The sequence below is a fragment of the Bacillus sp. T3 genome (assembly GCF_033449965.1).
Taxonomy (GTDB): Bacteria; Bacillota; Bacilli; order Bacillales; family Cytobacillaceae; genus Bacillus_BU.
In genome coordinates this window covers 2,808,742-2,823,311 of record NZ_CP137761.1, presented here as the reverse complement: position 1 = coordinate 2,823,311, position 14,570 = coordinate 2,808,742, and the positions used below count along the sequence as shown (strand labels likewise).

Sequence of the window (14,570 nt, the reverse complement as noted above, 5' to 3'; positions counted from 1 at the left end):
TGATAGTAATGGAGAAACCTTCTGTCCCAACTCAGGATGATTTGGATCAGTATTATGAAGGGATGAAAAAAAATCACCTTGGACCACTTTGGTATGACCTTGGACATATGGTAACAAAAGAGCCTGTTCATCATGTTGAACCTTATTTGTGGAAATGGAAAACGTTACGTGAATATGTATTGAAAGCCGGCGATCTACTAGAACCTGGGAAGGATGCAGAACGCCGTGTTGTGTATTTGCAAAACCCCAGTTTATTAAAGTATGGCCTAATTGGATATGGAACTCATACCCTTTATGCTGGAATTCAGCTATTGCTTCCAGGGGAAAGTGCTCCCTCCCATCATCATTCACAGTCGGCGATCCGTTTTATTATTGAAGGAAGTGGGGCTTATACAGCCGTAAATGGTGAAAAAACCTACATGGAGCGCGGAGATATGGTTTTAACTCCTGCATGGACATGGCATGAACATAAACATGAAGGGACAGAACCGGTATTTTGGCTGGATGGTCTTGACGTAGGGTTAGTTCGAACCCTAGCTGCGTCCTTTTTTGAACCTTATGAAGAAGGATCCTATCCATTAGAATCTCCTGATAATTATTCTACCAAGCAGTTCTCATTGGGTGCATTTAAGAAATTAAATGAAAACAAAACACCAGGATACCCATCCCCTATCTATGGATATAAATTTGATCGGGTAAAGTATCTATTGAGTCAAATGAATGAAGCAGATTACGATCCATTTGATGGATACGCGATTGAATATATTAATCCGACAACGGGAGGTTCTGCTGATTCCAGAATCGGTACGATGATGCAAAAATTAACATCAGGACAACAAACAAAGGCACATCGTCATGTACACAGCGCTATCTTTCATGTCTTAAAAGGAAAAGGCTATACGATTATTGATGGTCAAAAGTTTGAATGGGAGAAAGGGGATTTCTTTATTTTGCCGCCATGGAGCTATCATGAACACGTTAATACAGGCGATAGTGATGTCTATCTTTTCTCATTTAACGATAAACCGGTTATGGAAAAATTAGAACTTGAATTTAGTGAAAATTATAAAGCCAACGATGGTCATCAAACAATCGAGAAAGTGTTTGTCCCTGAAGGAGACGTTGAATAAATAGGAGGAAACAGAATGAAAATAGCAATCTTTAATGATAATCTCCTCGGTGTAGTGAAAGGTGAAGCGGTAGTTGATATTTCAAATGTAGTAGGGTGGAAACCAGAAAATACCCCTGAATCTTTTCTTAATCTGGTTGAAAATTTTGACCAGTTAAAGGGAAAGATTGAGCTAGAATTAGATGCATGCCAAGCTTTCGCAATAGGTGAAGTACAGTTTAAGTCCCAGGTTCCGACAACAGGGAAAATTTGGGCTGCTCCTGTAAACTATCGAAACCACCAAATCGAAATGAACAAATTGTTCAATAATGCTCCTCGAACTATTGAAGAACTTGGGCTGTTTTTAAAATCTCCTGAATCCTTATCTGGTCCTTCTGATCCCGTTTTATTACCTTTTAAAGACCGTAGAACCGACCATGAGGCTGAACTGGGCTATGTTGTTGGGAAGAAAGCTAAGAATGTTCAAGCATCAGAAGTTAAGAATTATATTTTTGGTTATTTTGCACTAATTGACATTTCGGTGAGAGGTAATGAAGAAAGAACGTGGCGAAAATCCTTTGATACATTTACCCCTATCGGCCCATGGATTGTGACAGCAGATGAAATTGAAAATCCAAATGACTTGGCGATGAAGCTATGGGTAAATGATGAACTCCGACAGGATGGAAGTACAAAGCATTTAATTTATGATTGCTTCAAATGCTTTGAACTAGCAAATCATAATATGACCCTTAATCCTGGCGACATTATTGCTACTGGAACACCTGAGGGTGTAGGTCCAATTGAAGCTGGGGACCGCATCCGGATTGAAATTGAAAAGGTTGGAGAATTTACAGTAGATGTACAATATGCTGGCGTGACAGAGTATAGTTCTGCTAGTAAATAGATGATTGATAGAATGGGCCGTTCATTATTGAACGGCTTTATTGTTGTTTTTTCTCGTTTTCTCGAGTTGAAAAATAGAGTGTCGGGGTTGTATATGTTTAGAATAATTATAATCTACGGATAGAGCCCTGAGATCTTCTGATAGAACCCTGAAATCTACGGATATAAATTTCTGAATTTTATAAAAATAAAAACAAAGTGTCCCACATAGAAGAACAATCACATTCTTACAACAGATGATCTTTTCTATAATCTAATTAACAAATTAAACACAATAGTTAATTGTTAAAGGGGAGCTGGAGAATTATGGGAAAAACAAACAAAACAGATGTTATCGTTGTGGGAGCAGGGCCAGTTGGATTAGTAGCAGGTCTCGCATTAAAACAAAAGGGAATAAATTCCGTAGTAATTGAAGCAGATCCACATGGCCGTCCACGTCCAGGCAGTAGAGCAATATATATCCACAACGCAACATTAGCACACCTAGAGGAAGTTTCAAAAGGTCTAGGATTTACTCTTGCGGCAAATGGCATTATTTGGCCAATCAATCGTACGCTGTACAAAGGAAAGGAAGTTTATGTTCGGAATTATGGATTTACGAATAATCAAGATCCTAACAAATTACCTCATTTTACATCACTTCATCAAGATGAAATTGAAAGACATATGTACGAAGCTTGTCTAGCAGCAGGTGTGGAGATTGTTTGGGATTCACCAGTAAAGGAACTTGAAATAACAGATCATGGAGCTGTCATAACGACTGCATCAGGAGAAACCTGGGAAGCTCAATATGTCATTGGTAGCGATGGTGCCCGATCAGTGATAAGAGAACAAGCTGGTCTCGCTTTAGAAGGTCCACGGACACAGGATACATTCCTTGTTCTTGATGTAAAAGAAGATGAAGAAAATCCATTACCGTTAGAACGTACTTTCCATTATCAACATCAAGCTGTTGGTGGTCGTAATGTTATGTTCGTACCATTTAAAGGTGGTTGGCGAGTAGATCTTCAATTACTGGAAGGTGATAATCCGGATGACTTTACTAGCATCGAAGGAGTGAAACAATGGCTTCCGAAGGTGATGGATCCGAAATACGCTGATCGAGTGACTTGGGTATCGACTTATCGTTTCCACCAAGTAGTGGCGAATTCGTTTACTGATGAAAAGCGCCGAGTGATTCTTGCAGGTGAAGCAGCGCATTTATTTGCTCCATTTGGCGCACGAGGACTAAACTCAGGGGTGCCAGATGTAGTCATTGCGGTTAAGGGGATTGAGCAAGCACTTCAAGCTGAGTCAGAGGTAGAACGTAAACAGGCAATTTATGCTGCTGCTAATGAACGTCGGATTGCGGCGAATTGGAACCGTGATTGCTCAACCACCGCACTACATCACCTTCAGGGAGATTCGCCAGAAATGAATTTAAAGCGCGAGCTTGCTGCATCTCTTGTTCCTGTGGCTCCAAGACTTGGTCGCTGGTTAGAGGAAGGTCCATATGGTCCTAAATTCGGACCACCAGAATTAACAACGAAATATTAAAAAGCCAGTACATTGAAGTGAAGGGAGCGAATACTATGGCAATAGCCGAATTAATTAATGAAGGAAAATACGGGACAGTTGCCCGTACTGTTAACGATTTGATTGAAAAACTAACCACCATTGATTGGTATTCAAAAGTAGGGAACTTTGATCTAGAAGCGGAAAGTAAATTAGACAGATTTATGGAAGAAATGGGTGTTCAAAAATACGAAATTAAATGGATCACAAAGGAGCAAGTGTCCCAAACAATAGATAAGATCACTTTTGAAGGAAGTCAGCTCTGGGACGTTTTAAAAGAAGTACCTGAACAACTTAAGAAGGATGTTATCTCCCAAGGCAATGAGCAGATTTTACATGATGTGGTGGACAGAGTACCAGAAGCTATATTTCATCGAGCATACTCACAGGCATTTAAAACGTTCACTGATGAGAAAGTTATAAAATTTCTGGTGGGGCATGCGATGTATATAAGCGTCCTTGCCTGCACGGCAGAAGTGGCAAGTGGAAAAAGTTATTTATCTACTATTGTTGAGCTTTTAGAAGAAGGGCATTTACCATTAGGACCAGAAGGAAACACTTTTTACCTATTATAATAGACATTAAAGTAACTCTATTTCAAACTTGAGATAGAGTTACTTTTTTAATCAAAATAATACCCCATTAACATGGAAATTTCTTCGGCAGCCTTTGTTATTTTTTTAATAAAATATGGATATTTTTCTTCAGTAATTCTGGAGGTTGGACCAACAACTGAAATTGATGCAACAACATTTTCAGTATAATCACGAATAGGCGCAGCAATTCCTACAAACCCCTCGTAATAATGATCCTTAGAAACGACATAACCGTCGTTTTGAATCCTAAGCAAAAAATCTTGTAATTGTTCCTTATCAGTAATAGTTGATTCCGTATAGGCATAAAGATCTTTTTCTAAATATTTTTGAATGACTTTTTCATCTTGAAAAGCTAATATGGCAAGGCCCTCACTCGTACAATGAACGGGGTTTTTTCGACCCATATAGGTTAAGAGACGGACAGATTCTTTACCTTCCGTGCGGAATAAATAGGCAATTTCATCATTCTCCAAAAGACAGATATGAGCAGTTTCGCCTAGTTCCTCTACAATCTGATGAACAATGGGTTGAGCTTCCATATACAATTCTCGATGACTGTTGATCACCCCTCCCAAACTGAGGATGGATAATCCCAGTCGATATTGATTGGTTTTTGGATTTTTTGTTAAAAACCCTTCATCGACCATCATGGTGATCAGTCGCGAGGCAGTACTTTTTGGTAAGTTAGTCTGTTTTGCTATATCAGTTACGCTAAATTCCTCTCTGCCTACTTTAAAGAGACGGAGAATCCTCATCGCATTTTTTACGGAGGACAAGATGTATTTGTTTTCTGAACTACTAGTCACCAAATGATCACCACCCGTAATTCTTTACCTATCATTATACTATCTCTAATATTACGATGGCGATATTTTAGGTTTCTCAGACAAAACAAACGAAGAATCACACCTGATTTCCTATATAATGCGGATAACATTGAGGGAAAATCGTGTTTAAAATAAAGATAGAATTTGAACTTTATAGGGGTTAAAAATAGTATTTATGAAAGCGCTTAGAAAGAGGGGATGGAAAAATGACTAACATCGTTTTAGTAGAGGGAGCTCGCACAGCGTTTACGGAAATAGCGGAAACTTTTCGCTCAATTTCTGCTACAGATTTAGGGGTAGAAGCTGCACGTGGAGCGATTCGTAAAGCAAAGCTAAATCCTGAGGAAATTGATCAGGTAGTATTCGCCAATGTCCAGCAATCTAGTAAAGATGCCCATCTTCTTGCCCGACATGTTGCCTTAAAGGCGGGTCTACCCATTCATGTTCCGGCAATAACGATTAATCGATTATGCGGTAGTGGAATAGAGGCGATCTTAACGGGAGCTCGGTATATCATGACAGGGGAAGCTAAGGTTGTACTTGTTGGCGGAACGGAAAGTATGAGCAATGTCCCACATGTAATTGCAGGGATGAGATGGGGGAGCAAGCTAGGTGGTCCTGTCATTGAAGACTGGGTATTTGATGGTTTATATGACACAGTAGGCGAATGTACTATGGCAGATACTGCAGAAAATATCGCAAAAAAGTATGGCATTTCTCGTGAAGAGGCTGACACCCATGCACTATCAAGCCATGAGCGGGCTATAGCTGCAACGGAAAAAGGGTATTTCCAACAGGAGATTGTTCCTGTTACGATTTCAAGCCGAAAAGGCGATAAAGTAATTGATAAAGATGAACATATTAGAAACACAAGCATGGAACAACTTGGTAAATTAAAAGCACGTTTTGTTGAGAATGGTGTTGTCACACCTGGGAATGCAAGTGGGATGGTAGATGGTGCAGCAGCAATGATTATCACCACCAGCGATTATGCAGAAGAAAAAGGTCTAAAGCCAATCGCTCGCCTTGTTTCATGGGATGTTGTAGGGGTTGAGCCGAAATATATGGGCATTGGACAGGTTCTGGCAATTCAAAATGCGTTGAAAAAAGCAAAGCTTAAAATAGAGGATTTAGATTTAATCGAAATAAATGAAGCTTTCTCAGCTCAATACCTAGCCTGTCAAAAAGAGTTAGGGTTCGACCCGGAAATTGGCAATGTTAATGGCGGAGCTGTTGCTTTAGGCCATCCACTTGCTGCAAGTGGAACCCGTATCACCTTAACACTTGCATATGAATTAGTAAGACGCAATGCGAAATACGGTGCATCTGCTGTTTGTATCGGTGGAGGACAAGGAATTGCCTCGATTTGGGAGCGCTTATAAATTAGGATAGAACCAATCCAATGGGTTGGTTCTAATTCTCTTCTAGGAAGTAAGATAAACGGGCTAGATAAATGCTTTTAGGAATTAGGGGGAGGAAGCTTGAAAAAGGAAAGGTCCTCATCATTAGCAAATGCTTTAGCGATTTTAAAGTGCTTTTCAATGGATAATCCTGAGCTCGGTGTAACCGAAATGGCCAAAATTTTAGGGTTAAGTAAGAGTGCAGTTCATCGATTAATGCTCTCCATGGGCAGTGAAGGATTTGTTCATAAAGACGCGCAAACAAACCGCTATAGCTTAGGAACCTCAATATTAGCATTAACCAATATCGTAAACTATCAATTACCGATCATCAACGAGTCTATCCCAATTTTAAATTTACTGACGGAAAGAACAGGAGAAACAGCCCTGCTTGGGATTTTAGAAGGAACTAACATGATCTATTTACAAAAAATTGAATCTGAAAATCCTGTAAAACCTGCTGTTCACATTGGGATGCGCCTGCCCATTCATTGTACTTGTAGTGGGCAAGTTGTGCTAGCATTTCAAAATGAAGAAACCATTGCTAAATTAGTACCTAACAAACTTGAACAATATACTTCTAAAACGGTTGGAACACGAGAGGAATTAGAGAAGAGACTAACAGAAATTAAACGGCAGAAATATGCGATTTGTGTACAGGAATATTGCGAAGATTATATATCGATTGGTGCCCCTGTTTGGGATAATCAGGAGCGGGTAATAGCTGCTGTTTCCATTGTTGGACCAGTGCAGCGTCTTAAGAAAAAACAGTGGATGATTGAGGAAGTAAAAACGGCCGGACAAAACTTATCTGAAATTGTTAAAAAGCGAAAGAAGAAAGGTTTGAATTACAATTTGGTTAGGAAGTAATGAAATTAAATTGAAGTGTTGATGAAAGCATGAATAGATATGTTTCTATTCATGCTTTTCTGTTTTGACTAAACATTGGAAGAGACTAATACGTTTTCTAGGAATGGCCTGTGTTAAATTGCCATTAAAACCGAGACATTTTTTAAATTTTTTTCGACAGTTCCATATAGAAGAACAATCTCGTTTTTATAAAAAACCATCGTTGATATTATAAATGCATAATATTCGTAATTTACAGATAAAAATATTCATCTTTATCTGAAAAAATCAAAACGGAATGGATCGAAAGGGGAATGGCAATGAAACTTATTACTTTTACAAAAGCAGGTGTTTCTCGGGCAGGCGCCATTATCGACAATCAAGTAGTGGACTTACATCTTGCTTATCAAGCTCTATTAGAATCAGAAGGAAAATTGAGAGCGCAGCAAATTGCCGAGGCATATGTTCCGGTTGATGTAGTTGGTTTATTGCAAGGCGGAAAAGAAAGCTTAGTGGAAGCGAAGAAAGCCATTTCTTTTGCATTAGAAAAACAAAAATATAACGGAAAAGAACTTGTTCACCAAAAAGATACTGTGAAGGTAAATGCTCCAGTACCAAACCCAGGGAAAATGATTTGCGTAGGTCACAATTATCGCGAGCATATTTTAGAAATGAACAGAGAATTACCTGAAGTTCCAGTTGTATTTGCAAAGTTTGCCAATACGGTGATTGGACCAGAGGAGGATATCCCATTTTACCCTGTTTCTGAACAACTAGATTATGAAGCGGAATTTGCGTTTGTTATTGGCAAGCGAGCAAGGAATGTTTCACAAGCTGATGCACTTGATTATGTAGCAGGCTATACAATCGTAAATGATGTTACATACCGCGACATCCAGCGTAGAACGATCCAATGGCTGCAAGGGAAAACGGTGGATGGAAGTGCTCCAATGGGTCCATGGCTCATCACCGCGGATGAACTAGAAAATCCATCAGGGCTTGAGGTGACATTAACTGTTAACGGTGAGGTTCGTCAACAATCCAATACAGCCAATCTGGTTTTCTCGGTGCAGTATTTAGTTGAGTTTCTATCCGGCTTGATGACACTTGAACCAGGTGATGTCATTCTCACAGGGACACCTGGAGGAGTTGGAGTTGCTAGAAATCCTCAAGTATTCCTTAAGGATGGCGATGTTGTAAAAATTGAAATTGCCAAGATTGGTGCTTTAGAAAATCGAGTAAAGCAAACTGCGGAGGTATTAGTATAATGACGCAAACCATTATTCATAAATCCATTGAACAAATTAACCAAGCGATTGACCAAATTATAGATGAGGTCCAGGACTTAAACCAAGAGGTAATCCTATGGAAACCGTCATCGGAAGAATGGTCTATAATGCAAATTGTTTGCCATGTCGCAGAGGCAGTTCCCTATTGGTTGACTGAGATTGAAATGCTTTTAGCTTCGCCTGGGAACGTCTGGGGAGGGGTTTACAAGATTATGACCGACTTGAAGCTGTTTCAAATACAGAAACCCGCACGATTACCGAGGTTCTTGATGAACTGAACATTATAAAAAAACAAGTGGAAATGACCCTAACTAAGCTTGATGAAGACTTTTTAAAGGTAGAAGCGCCAAGCCGAAATCCACGCTTTGGAATGAAACCAATATCCTTTATTGTTGATCACTTGCTAGTCGAGCATGTGATCAAGCATTACGGACAAATCCAGCGGAACTTAGTCAAATTTATTGCAGATTAACGGGCAGTTAATCCGTACTGAGAGAAGTTTCATTATCCTAAAGAGAGCAAAGGAGTAAAACATATGGCTGAAAAACTTGAATTTTATGATAGTAAGCTTGTCCAAGATTTCAATCGCGACCTTGAGCAATACAATTTGGGGCCATTATGGAATGCCATTCCCGATTTAATGAAGCATACGCCTGAGCCACATGCACAAGCATATCTATGGAAATATGAACTATTGCAAAATAAATTAATGGAAGCCACAGAAATTTTTACTCCTGAAAGAGGTGGAGAACGTCGAGCCATATATTTGCAAAATCCAGGGCTCAACTATCGAAAACCGTGGGGCTGGGCATCTACTACCCAAACACTTTATGCTGCTGTTCAGCTTATTTTACCTGGGGAAACGGCACCATCACACCGCCACGTCCAAAACGCCCTTCGTTTTATCATGGAAGGAGAAGGGGCTTACACGATTGTTCAAGGTGAACGCATTTATATGGAACGAGGGGACTTCTTAACCACACCAGGCGGGCTTTGGCACGGTCATGGTCATCCTGGCGACAAACCAATGATTTGGATGGATTGTCTTGATATCCCAACCGTTTACTATCTTGGTGGCACCTTCTTCGAACCGTATCCTGAAAAAATTGAGCAGCCAAAGGTTCCAGATAATTATTCGGCAGGGCATTATCAAGGTGGGATGGTTCGTCCGATTTCTGATCGATATTTTAAAAAGGCTCCGCTTGCCGCCTTTAAATGGGTAGGTACGGAAGCTGCTCTAAAAGGTTTATCAAACTATGACCCAGATCTACACGATGGCTATGCTGTTGAATATATCAATCCTTCTAATGGCGAAACAGCCTGTCCAACCATTGCTGCTTGGATGCAAATGCTCCCAGCCGGATTTAAAGGTAAGGCGCATCGACATACTCATGCTTCAATCTATCACGTTCATGAAGGATCGGGGTACACGATCATTAACGGAGTTCGATTTGATTGGTCAAAAGGGGATTACTTTGTTGTTCCCAACTGGGCTTGGCACGAACATGTGGCAACAGTGGAAAGTTATCTTTTCTCAACGAATGATCTACCAATTTTAGAAAAATTCAAGCTTGAGCAACAGCAAGAATATGAACAGAATCAAGGTCATCAAACGATAACTGCTGAGTTCAAACCGGCAGGGTGTTAATGGTAATCAAAGAATTAGAACGATGAATCAAGGGATATATGAACAGGAAGAAGCTTTTTCATTTGATTTAATAGCTATCGGTGAGAATAAAGTGGGACCATCAACTGGCTTTGATGGTCCTTGCACGTTTAATGAAGTAGTTCCCGTAACTTTTCAACATGTCTACGGTTGGTGTTTATTACATCTTCAACAATTCGTTTGCTCTCTGCATCTAAATCTCCTCTTACAAGTTCCTCTGAATAATCTACACCATAGTTATCCATGCCTTTTAAAGCATCCTCAATGATTTTCCTATTATCATGAGGAAGCATTACTTTGTGCATGAAGCTGTGCATTGAACCGGAAATCCCTTCATCATCGGCAGGCATTCCTCCTAGATTTTGAATTCGCTCAGCTAATTTGGATGCATTCTGCTTTGCCTCTTGTTGTATAGATTGGAAATACTGCCTCAAATCTGCATTATCGAGCTGATGAATATGGTGCTCAAGTGCCCGTACTCCCATGTAGGTTCCTCTCAGTAACGTATTCAATTCCTCAACGATTATTTCATTCTGCATTTTACTCACATCCTTAAACTTATTTTGCTGATTATGATTACGATTATTCTATATCGAATCAGACTAATTAAGTTAAGATCTAAAATAATTTAAAAAGCTGAGGAAATAATATAAATGCTCATTATTATGTGAACTATTGAATGCAAAAGGAATCATAAATTCAGCAGAAGTTCAATTACGAAAATTCATAAGTGTGGGTCATAGAAAGTGATCTTTCAGCTCAGTTGAATAGCTTGTTTTGGAGGTTGAAAATATGGATATGTCCTTTATCTGGCAGTCATTTTTATTAATTGTATCTGGAATATTGCTTTTGAGATTGGCGGGAAGAAAATCAATATCCCAAATGACCCTTGCTCAAACAATCGTTATGATCTCAATTGGAACAATTATCGTGCAACCTATTGTAGAAAAAAGTGTAATAAAGGCTGTTTTAGGGGCTGCCATTTTTGTCATTTCAAGTATTCTGATTGAAGTATTAGAAGTTAAATTTAATTTTTTTGAAAAATTCATCACCGGTAAAGCTAAAATAGTGATTGAAAACGGTACATTAAATACTGAGAATCTTAAAAAATTACGATTAACCGTTGACCAATTGGAAATGAGATTGCGAAATCATGGTATAGCGAATATTGGAGATGTCAAAATAGCAACGATTGAACCGAATGGACTTATTGGGTACGAACTAAATGAAAATGCGAAACCATTAACTGTCGGAGAGTTCAAGAAACTAGTTGAGTTGTATTTTCCATTAATCCCAGGTGTGGCACAAAACACAACACAAACCACTTCTCAAGAAAAAGGAAATATTTTTGAGGAAATTAAAGATGGAGGTCCACAAGATAATCCAGATTATCTGATGTGAAATTTTTAGCAAAGGCACATCAAATGCTAAATAAAGGAGAGTTAATGAAGGCAGAATTAATTGATTTTGCTATTGAGATAAATATTTTAGTTACCCCATAAAGAGCGTGATTCTACAGCTAGAATTGTGTTCTTTCTTTATGTTTTAACCATTAATGGAATAAGGCCTGTTCTGCTAATGAATCTAGTATCTAACAGTGCTATGTTAAGGAGCCCACTCCCGACAAATGATTCTATTTATGTTACGATAGAAATGGGAAAAATTTGGATTTCAGGAAGGCGATAAGGATTGAATGATTGAAAAAATCGAGGGAAAGGGTAATTAGAATGGTAATTGAAAATAAATTGACAAAAAAATTATATAGAAGACTGATACTATTGGATTTAATTTTTGGAAGAAAAAGTAGCCTGATAATCCTACTTCTTTATGTAATGTTGTGGAAGGTATTGTACACAATTACAAAAATTGGACAATTGAAAACTAATATTCCGATCTTTATCGGAATCAGTTTTCTGCTATTAATAATGTTTATCCGTATTTTTATTGTTTATCGCAAGCATATGAAAAAAGATTATATATTCGAAGTTGGCAGTCAGATTGATATCAATGATACGCAATTGGTGATTGTCTCAAGAAATTCCACGGACCGTCATGATTTTCCCTTGGCAAGTTTAACAAAAATAAAGGAAAATAAAAAATGGTACTTTCTCTACTTTCATGGTGAAACATTTATCCCCATTTCGAAGAAAACAGAACAGTCTCTTGAACAGATAAAAATATATTTTAATAGTATTAAGCCCATTCTTCCAATCTATTGGAAATGGAGTGCTATTTTCATTTCACTGTCAACCCTTTTGGGAGTATATTATGTTGGCTCAAATGCTGTTAATTTTAATGGAGCATTAGCCTGGAAAATTTACGAGTTAAAAACAGATACTGGAATAAAGCTGAAAAATGATAATTTTTATACAACGAAGCTCGATGGAATCCTAGCTTCTGTAAAAGAAGAGATGGAACTAGAACCGTTTTTAATGACTAATAACTTAGAAATAGAATTTGAACAAGACGGGACGATCACAGAAATTTATATGTATATTTACGGGTTTGATCAAAATCAAAAATTGCAATCAGGATATTTAATTTATACAAAGGGTAATAAGGTAAAGGTTCATAAACAAGATTGGAATGGGCAAGGAACAACGGTTTACGATCCGAACAATGATTTATCGATTGTTATTAATATGCTGAAATTGATTCCTATCAAAAGTGAAGTAAAAGATTGGAATGAAGATAATTATGCTGTCCTGTATAAAGGAATAAGAACTTGGAGTAGTTCGGAAGGGATTCGCTTTATAGATCAAAAGGGAAAAATACATATTCCTTCCACACCTGATATGGTAAACTCAGGACCATCAATCTCCTTATATGTTCCAGGCAAGGAGGATCTGATTATTCCAAAGCGTTATGTATATAGACAGTTTTACCGTGAAGATGATGTTTCGGTTTAGACAAATAATGAGTAAATTATTGAAGGATGATTCATATGAATAAATTACAGGGTTGGTTACTAATTTCTACTTCTATATTTATCGTTACCTTCATTATTTTTCAAATGAATAATGAGGATACTAAAATTCCAAATACAAAACCAGTCGAGGTAAAAAAGGTAGATATAAACACCAAACTCCCATACACCCGCCAAGTATATGAAGATGATCAAAAACCAGAAGACATTACTTACCGAATCTTATTCGATTTCATGAAAAAACTAGAGAGTGATGGGGCGATTGCTGGTACTGGTTTTACAAGATTTACAAAGTTATCGGGAGATGATAACTCTTTTGTTGTTGCGGTAGTTTTTGATGTTTGGTTACCTGAAGGGACCCCAAAAATCGATTACAGCTGGGGAAGAATGCGAGAAAATAGAAGGGTTCCAAATATCGTTTGGAAGCTGACAATCAATAAGGAGGCTGAAAACTTAACCTACACAATAACAAATATTGAACGAATAACTGATACTCAAATCGGATTGCCACCTGTTGAATCAATGGAGGAATATCGAAAGAAAGCCGGAATTGAGGAACAATCGGAAAGCATTGATTATGAGATTCGGGATAATAAGCTTAGGGTTACTTATGATAAGGGTAAAAGGTGGCGGGTGGTACCTGTTCCGAGCGAATATTTATTATTTGATGGATACAACACTTCGGAACTAGTTGATGACAGCTATGTGATTACACCGGACATAACTGCGTTTGTACTTAACAAAGGATTGAGCGTTCTTATTAGTAAGGATAAAGGGGAATCTTGGAATGAGGTATTGGTTTCGGACCAGCTGCCGGCTTTGCGGTTACAAATACTAGGATTCACGTCAGCTCAGGATGGTTATCTCATCGTTACAGGGGATAAAACAATGAGTTGGGAGGCAAACTTTATTTTTAAAACAAACGATGGTGGTCAGTCTTGGAACAACGTTGGGTCGGTCGATGGCACCAGTAATTTAGTAACAGATGGAGGGTTCATTAACAATCAATTAGGGTTTGTCTCTTTTGGTGTATATAACTATGAAGGACAGCCTCCAAGTCCAAATTTATATCGGACTCCTGACGGTGGAGTAAACTGGGAACGCGTAGAGGTTCCGATACCGGCAGAATATCAGGGCTTCTTCAAAGTAGCTGAGATTCCTACCTTTAATGGATCGGAAGGTACTTTGTTAGTGAATCAAGGTCAAGATGGGGATTATTTGGGCGGAAAGGTATTGGCGAAGTTTACTTCTCAGGACCAAGGAAAAACATGGTCTTTTTCAGGATTGGTCGACCCGGAATGGGGTGCTTCGTGCAAAGTAAGGACAAATTAATATACCTTGAAAATTGAATACTTAAGTACTTAAGACGAATCCATTTTTGAACAAACTGCTGTCAAAATGGATTCTTTTTATTTGTAAAACTACAATATCAGGCATTGAAATAAATGA

General features: G+C 38.4%; 15 protein-coding genes. 13 read left to right on the top strand and 2 right to left on the bottom strand.

The features are described from left to right. The first annotated feature begins 8 nt into the window (after window positions 1-8). The 4 genes from RGF10_RS14535 (at window position 9) to RGF10_RS14520 (ending at window position 4,143) form a co-directional block, all read left to right on the top strand. The gene (locus tag RGF10_RS14535; protein WP_318503161.1) at window positions 9-1,130 is read left to right on the top strand and encodes a cupin domain-containing protein; all 1,122 of its coding nucleotides are present in this window, start codon (window positions 9-11) and stop codon (window positions 1,128-1,130) included. A 15-nt stretch (window positions 1,131-1,145) separates the two neighbouring features. Beyond that, complete coding sequence (locus RGF10_RS14530) at window positions 1,146-2,015, top strand: fumarylacetoacetate hydrolase family protein (protein ID WP_318503159.1); 870 nt, start codon at window positions 1,146-1,148, stop codon at window positions 2,013-2,015. 305 nt (window positions 2,016-2,320) lie between these two features. Next, window positions 2,321-3,550 carry an NAD(P)/FAD-dependent oxidoreductase gene (locus RGF10_RS14525; protein WP_318503157.1) on the top strand — a complete coding sequence of 410 codons (1,230 nt, stop codon included), beginning with the start codon at window positions 2,321-2,323 and terminating at the stop codon, window positions 3,548-3,550. A 35-nt stretch (window positions 3,551-3,585) separates the two neighbouring features. Beyond that, a complete protein-coding gene (locus RGF10_RS14520; RefSeq protein ID WP_318503155.1) occupies window positions 3,586-4,143 on the top strand; it encodes a hypothetical protein in 558 nt (185 codons plus the stop codon). 47 nt (window positions 4,144-4,190) lie between these two features. Here the strand turns inward: RGF10_RS14520 and RGF10_RS14515 are convergent, their stop codons facing one another. Further along, complete coding sequence (locus RGF10_RS14515; RefSeq protein WP_318503153.1) at window positions 4,191-4,970, bottom strand: IclR family transcriptional regulator; 780 nt, start codon at window positions 4,968-4,970, stop codon at window positions 4,191-4,193. A gap of 227 nt (window positions 4,971-5,197) precedes the next feature. Between RGF10_RS14515 and RGF10_RS14510 the strand changes: the two genes are divergently transcribed. The 6 genes from RGF10_RS14510 to RGF10_RS14485 all read left to right on the top strand — a co-directional run bounded on the left by RGF10_RS14510 (window position 5,198) and on the right by RGF10_RS14485 (window position 10,177). Further along, window positions 5,198-6,373: an acetyl-CoA C-acetyltransferase gene (locus RGF10_RS14510; RefSeq protein WP_318503151.1), complete on the top strand. Its 1,176-nt coding sequence runs from the start codon at window positions 5,198-5,200 to the stop codon at window positions 6,371-6,373. A 99-nt stretch (window positions 6,374-6,472) separates the two neighbouring features. Beyond that, window positions 6,473-7,261: an IclR family transcriptional regulator gene (locus tag RGF10_RS14505; RefSeq protein ID WP_318503149.1), complete on the top strand. Its 789-nt coding sequence runs from the start codon at window positions 6,473-6,475 to the stop codon at window positions 7,259-7,261. Between the two features lie 299 nt (window positions 7,262-7,560). Beyond that, the gene (locus tag RGF10_RS14500; protein WP_318503147.1) at window positions 7,561-8,508 is read left to right on the top strand and encodes a fumarylacetoacetate hydrolase family protein; all 948 of its coding nucleotides are present in this window, start codon (window positions 7,561-7,563) and stop codon (window positions 8,506-8,508) included. After that, on the top strand, window positions 8,508-8,807 hold the full coding sequence (locus RGF10_RS14495; protein ID WP_318503146.1) for a hypothetical protein: 300 nt from the start codon (window positions 8,508-8,510) through the stop codon (window positions 8,805-8,807). The genes RGF10_RS14500 and RGF10_RS14495 overlap by 1 nt, the downstream gene beginning before the upstream one ends. Before the next feature lie 23 nt (window positions 8,808-8,830). Further along, window positions 8,831-9,001, top strand: coding sequence for a hypothetical protein (locus tag RGF10_RS14490; protein ID WP_318503144.1), 171 nt, complete (start codon window positions 8,831-8,833; stop codon window positions 8,999-9,001). Window positions 9,002-9,064: 63 nt separating this feature from the next. Then, complete coding sequence (locus tag RGF10_RS14485; protein ID WP_318503142.1) at window positions 9,065-10,177, top strand: cupin domain-containing protein; 1,113 nt, start codon at window positions 9,065-9,067, stop codon at window positions 10,175-10,177. 128 nt (window positions 10,178-10,305) lie between these two features. On the opposite strand, the gene RGF10_RS14480 is transcribed toward RGF10_RS14485, so the two are convergent. Further along, window positions 10,306-10,734 carry a DUF2383 domain-containing protein gene (locus tag RGF10_RS14480; protein ID WP_318503140.1) on the bottom strand — a complete coding sequence of 143 codons (429 nt, stop codon included), beginning with the start codon at window positions 10,732-10,734 and terminating at the stop codon, window positions 10,306-10,308. A 259-nt stretch (window positions 10,735-10,993) separates the two neighbouring features. On the opposite strand from RGF10_RS14480, the gene RGF10_RS14475 reads away from it, so the two are divergent. The 3 genes from RGF10_RS14475 (at window position 10,994) to RGF10_RS14465 (ending at window position 14,453) form a co-directional block, all read left to right on the top strand. Further along, window positions 10,994-11,596 carry a DUF421 domain-containing protein gene (locus RGF10_RS14475; RefSeq protein WP_318509485.1) on the top strand — a complete coding sequence of 201 codons (603 nt, stop codon included), beginning with the start codon at window positions 10,994-10,996 and terminating at the stop codon, window positions 11,594-11,596. Between the two features lie 446 nt (window positions 11,597-12,042). Next, on the top strand, window positions 12,043-13,104 hold the full coding sequence (locus tag RGF10_RS14470) for a hypothetical protein (protein WP_318503138.1): 1,062 nt from the start codon (window positions 12,043-12,045) through the stop codon (window positions 13,102-13,104). 35 nt (window positions 13,105-13,139) lie between these two features. Continuing rightward, window positions 13,140-14,453, top strand: a complete 1,314-nt coding sequence (locus RGF10_RS14465; protein ID WP_318503136.1) for a WD40/YVTN/BNR-like repeat-containing protein — start codon at window positions 13,140-13,142, stop codon at window positions 14,451-14,453. The last annotated feature ends 117 nt before the right edge of the window (window positions 14,454-14,570 follow it).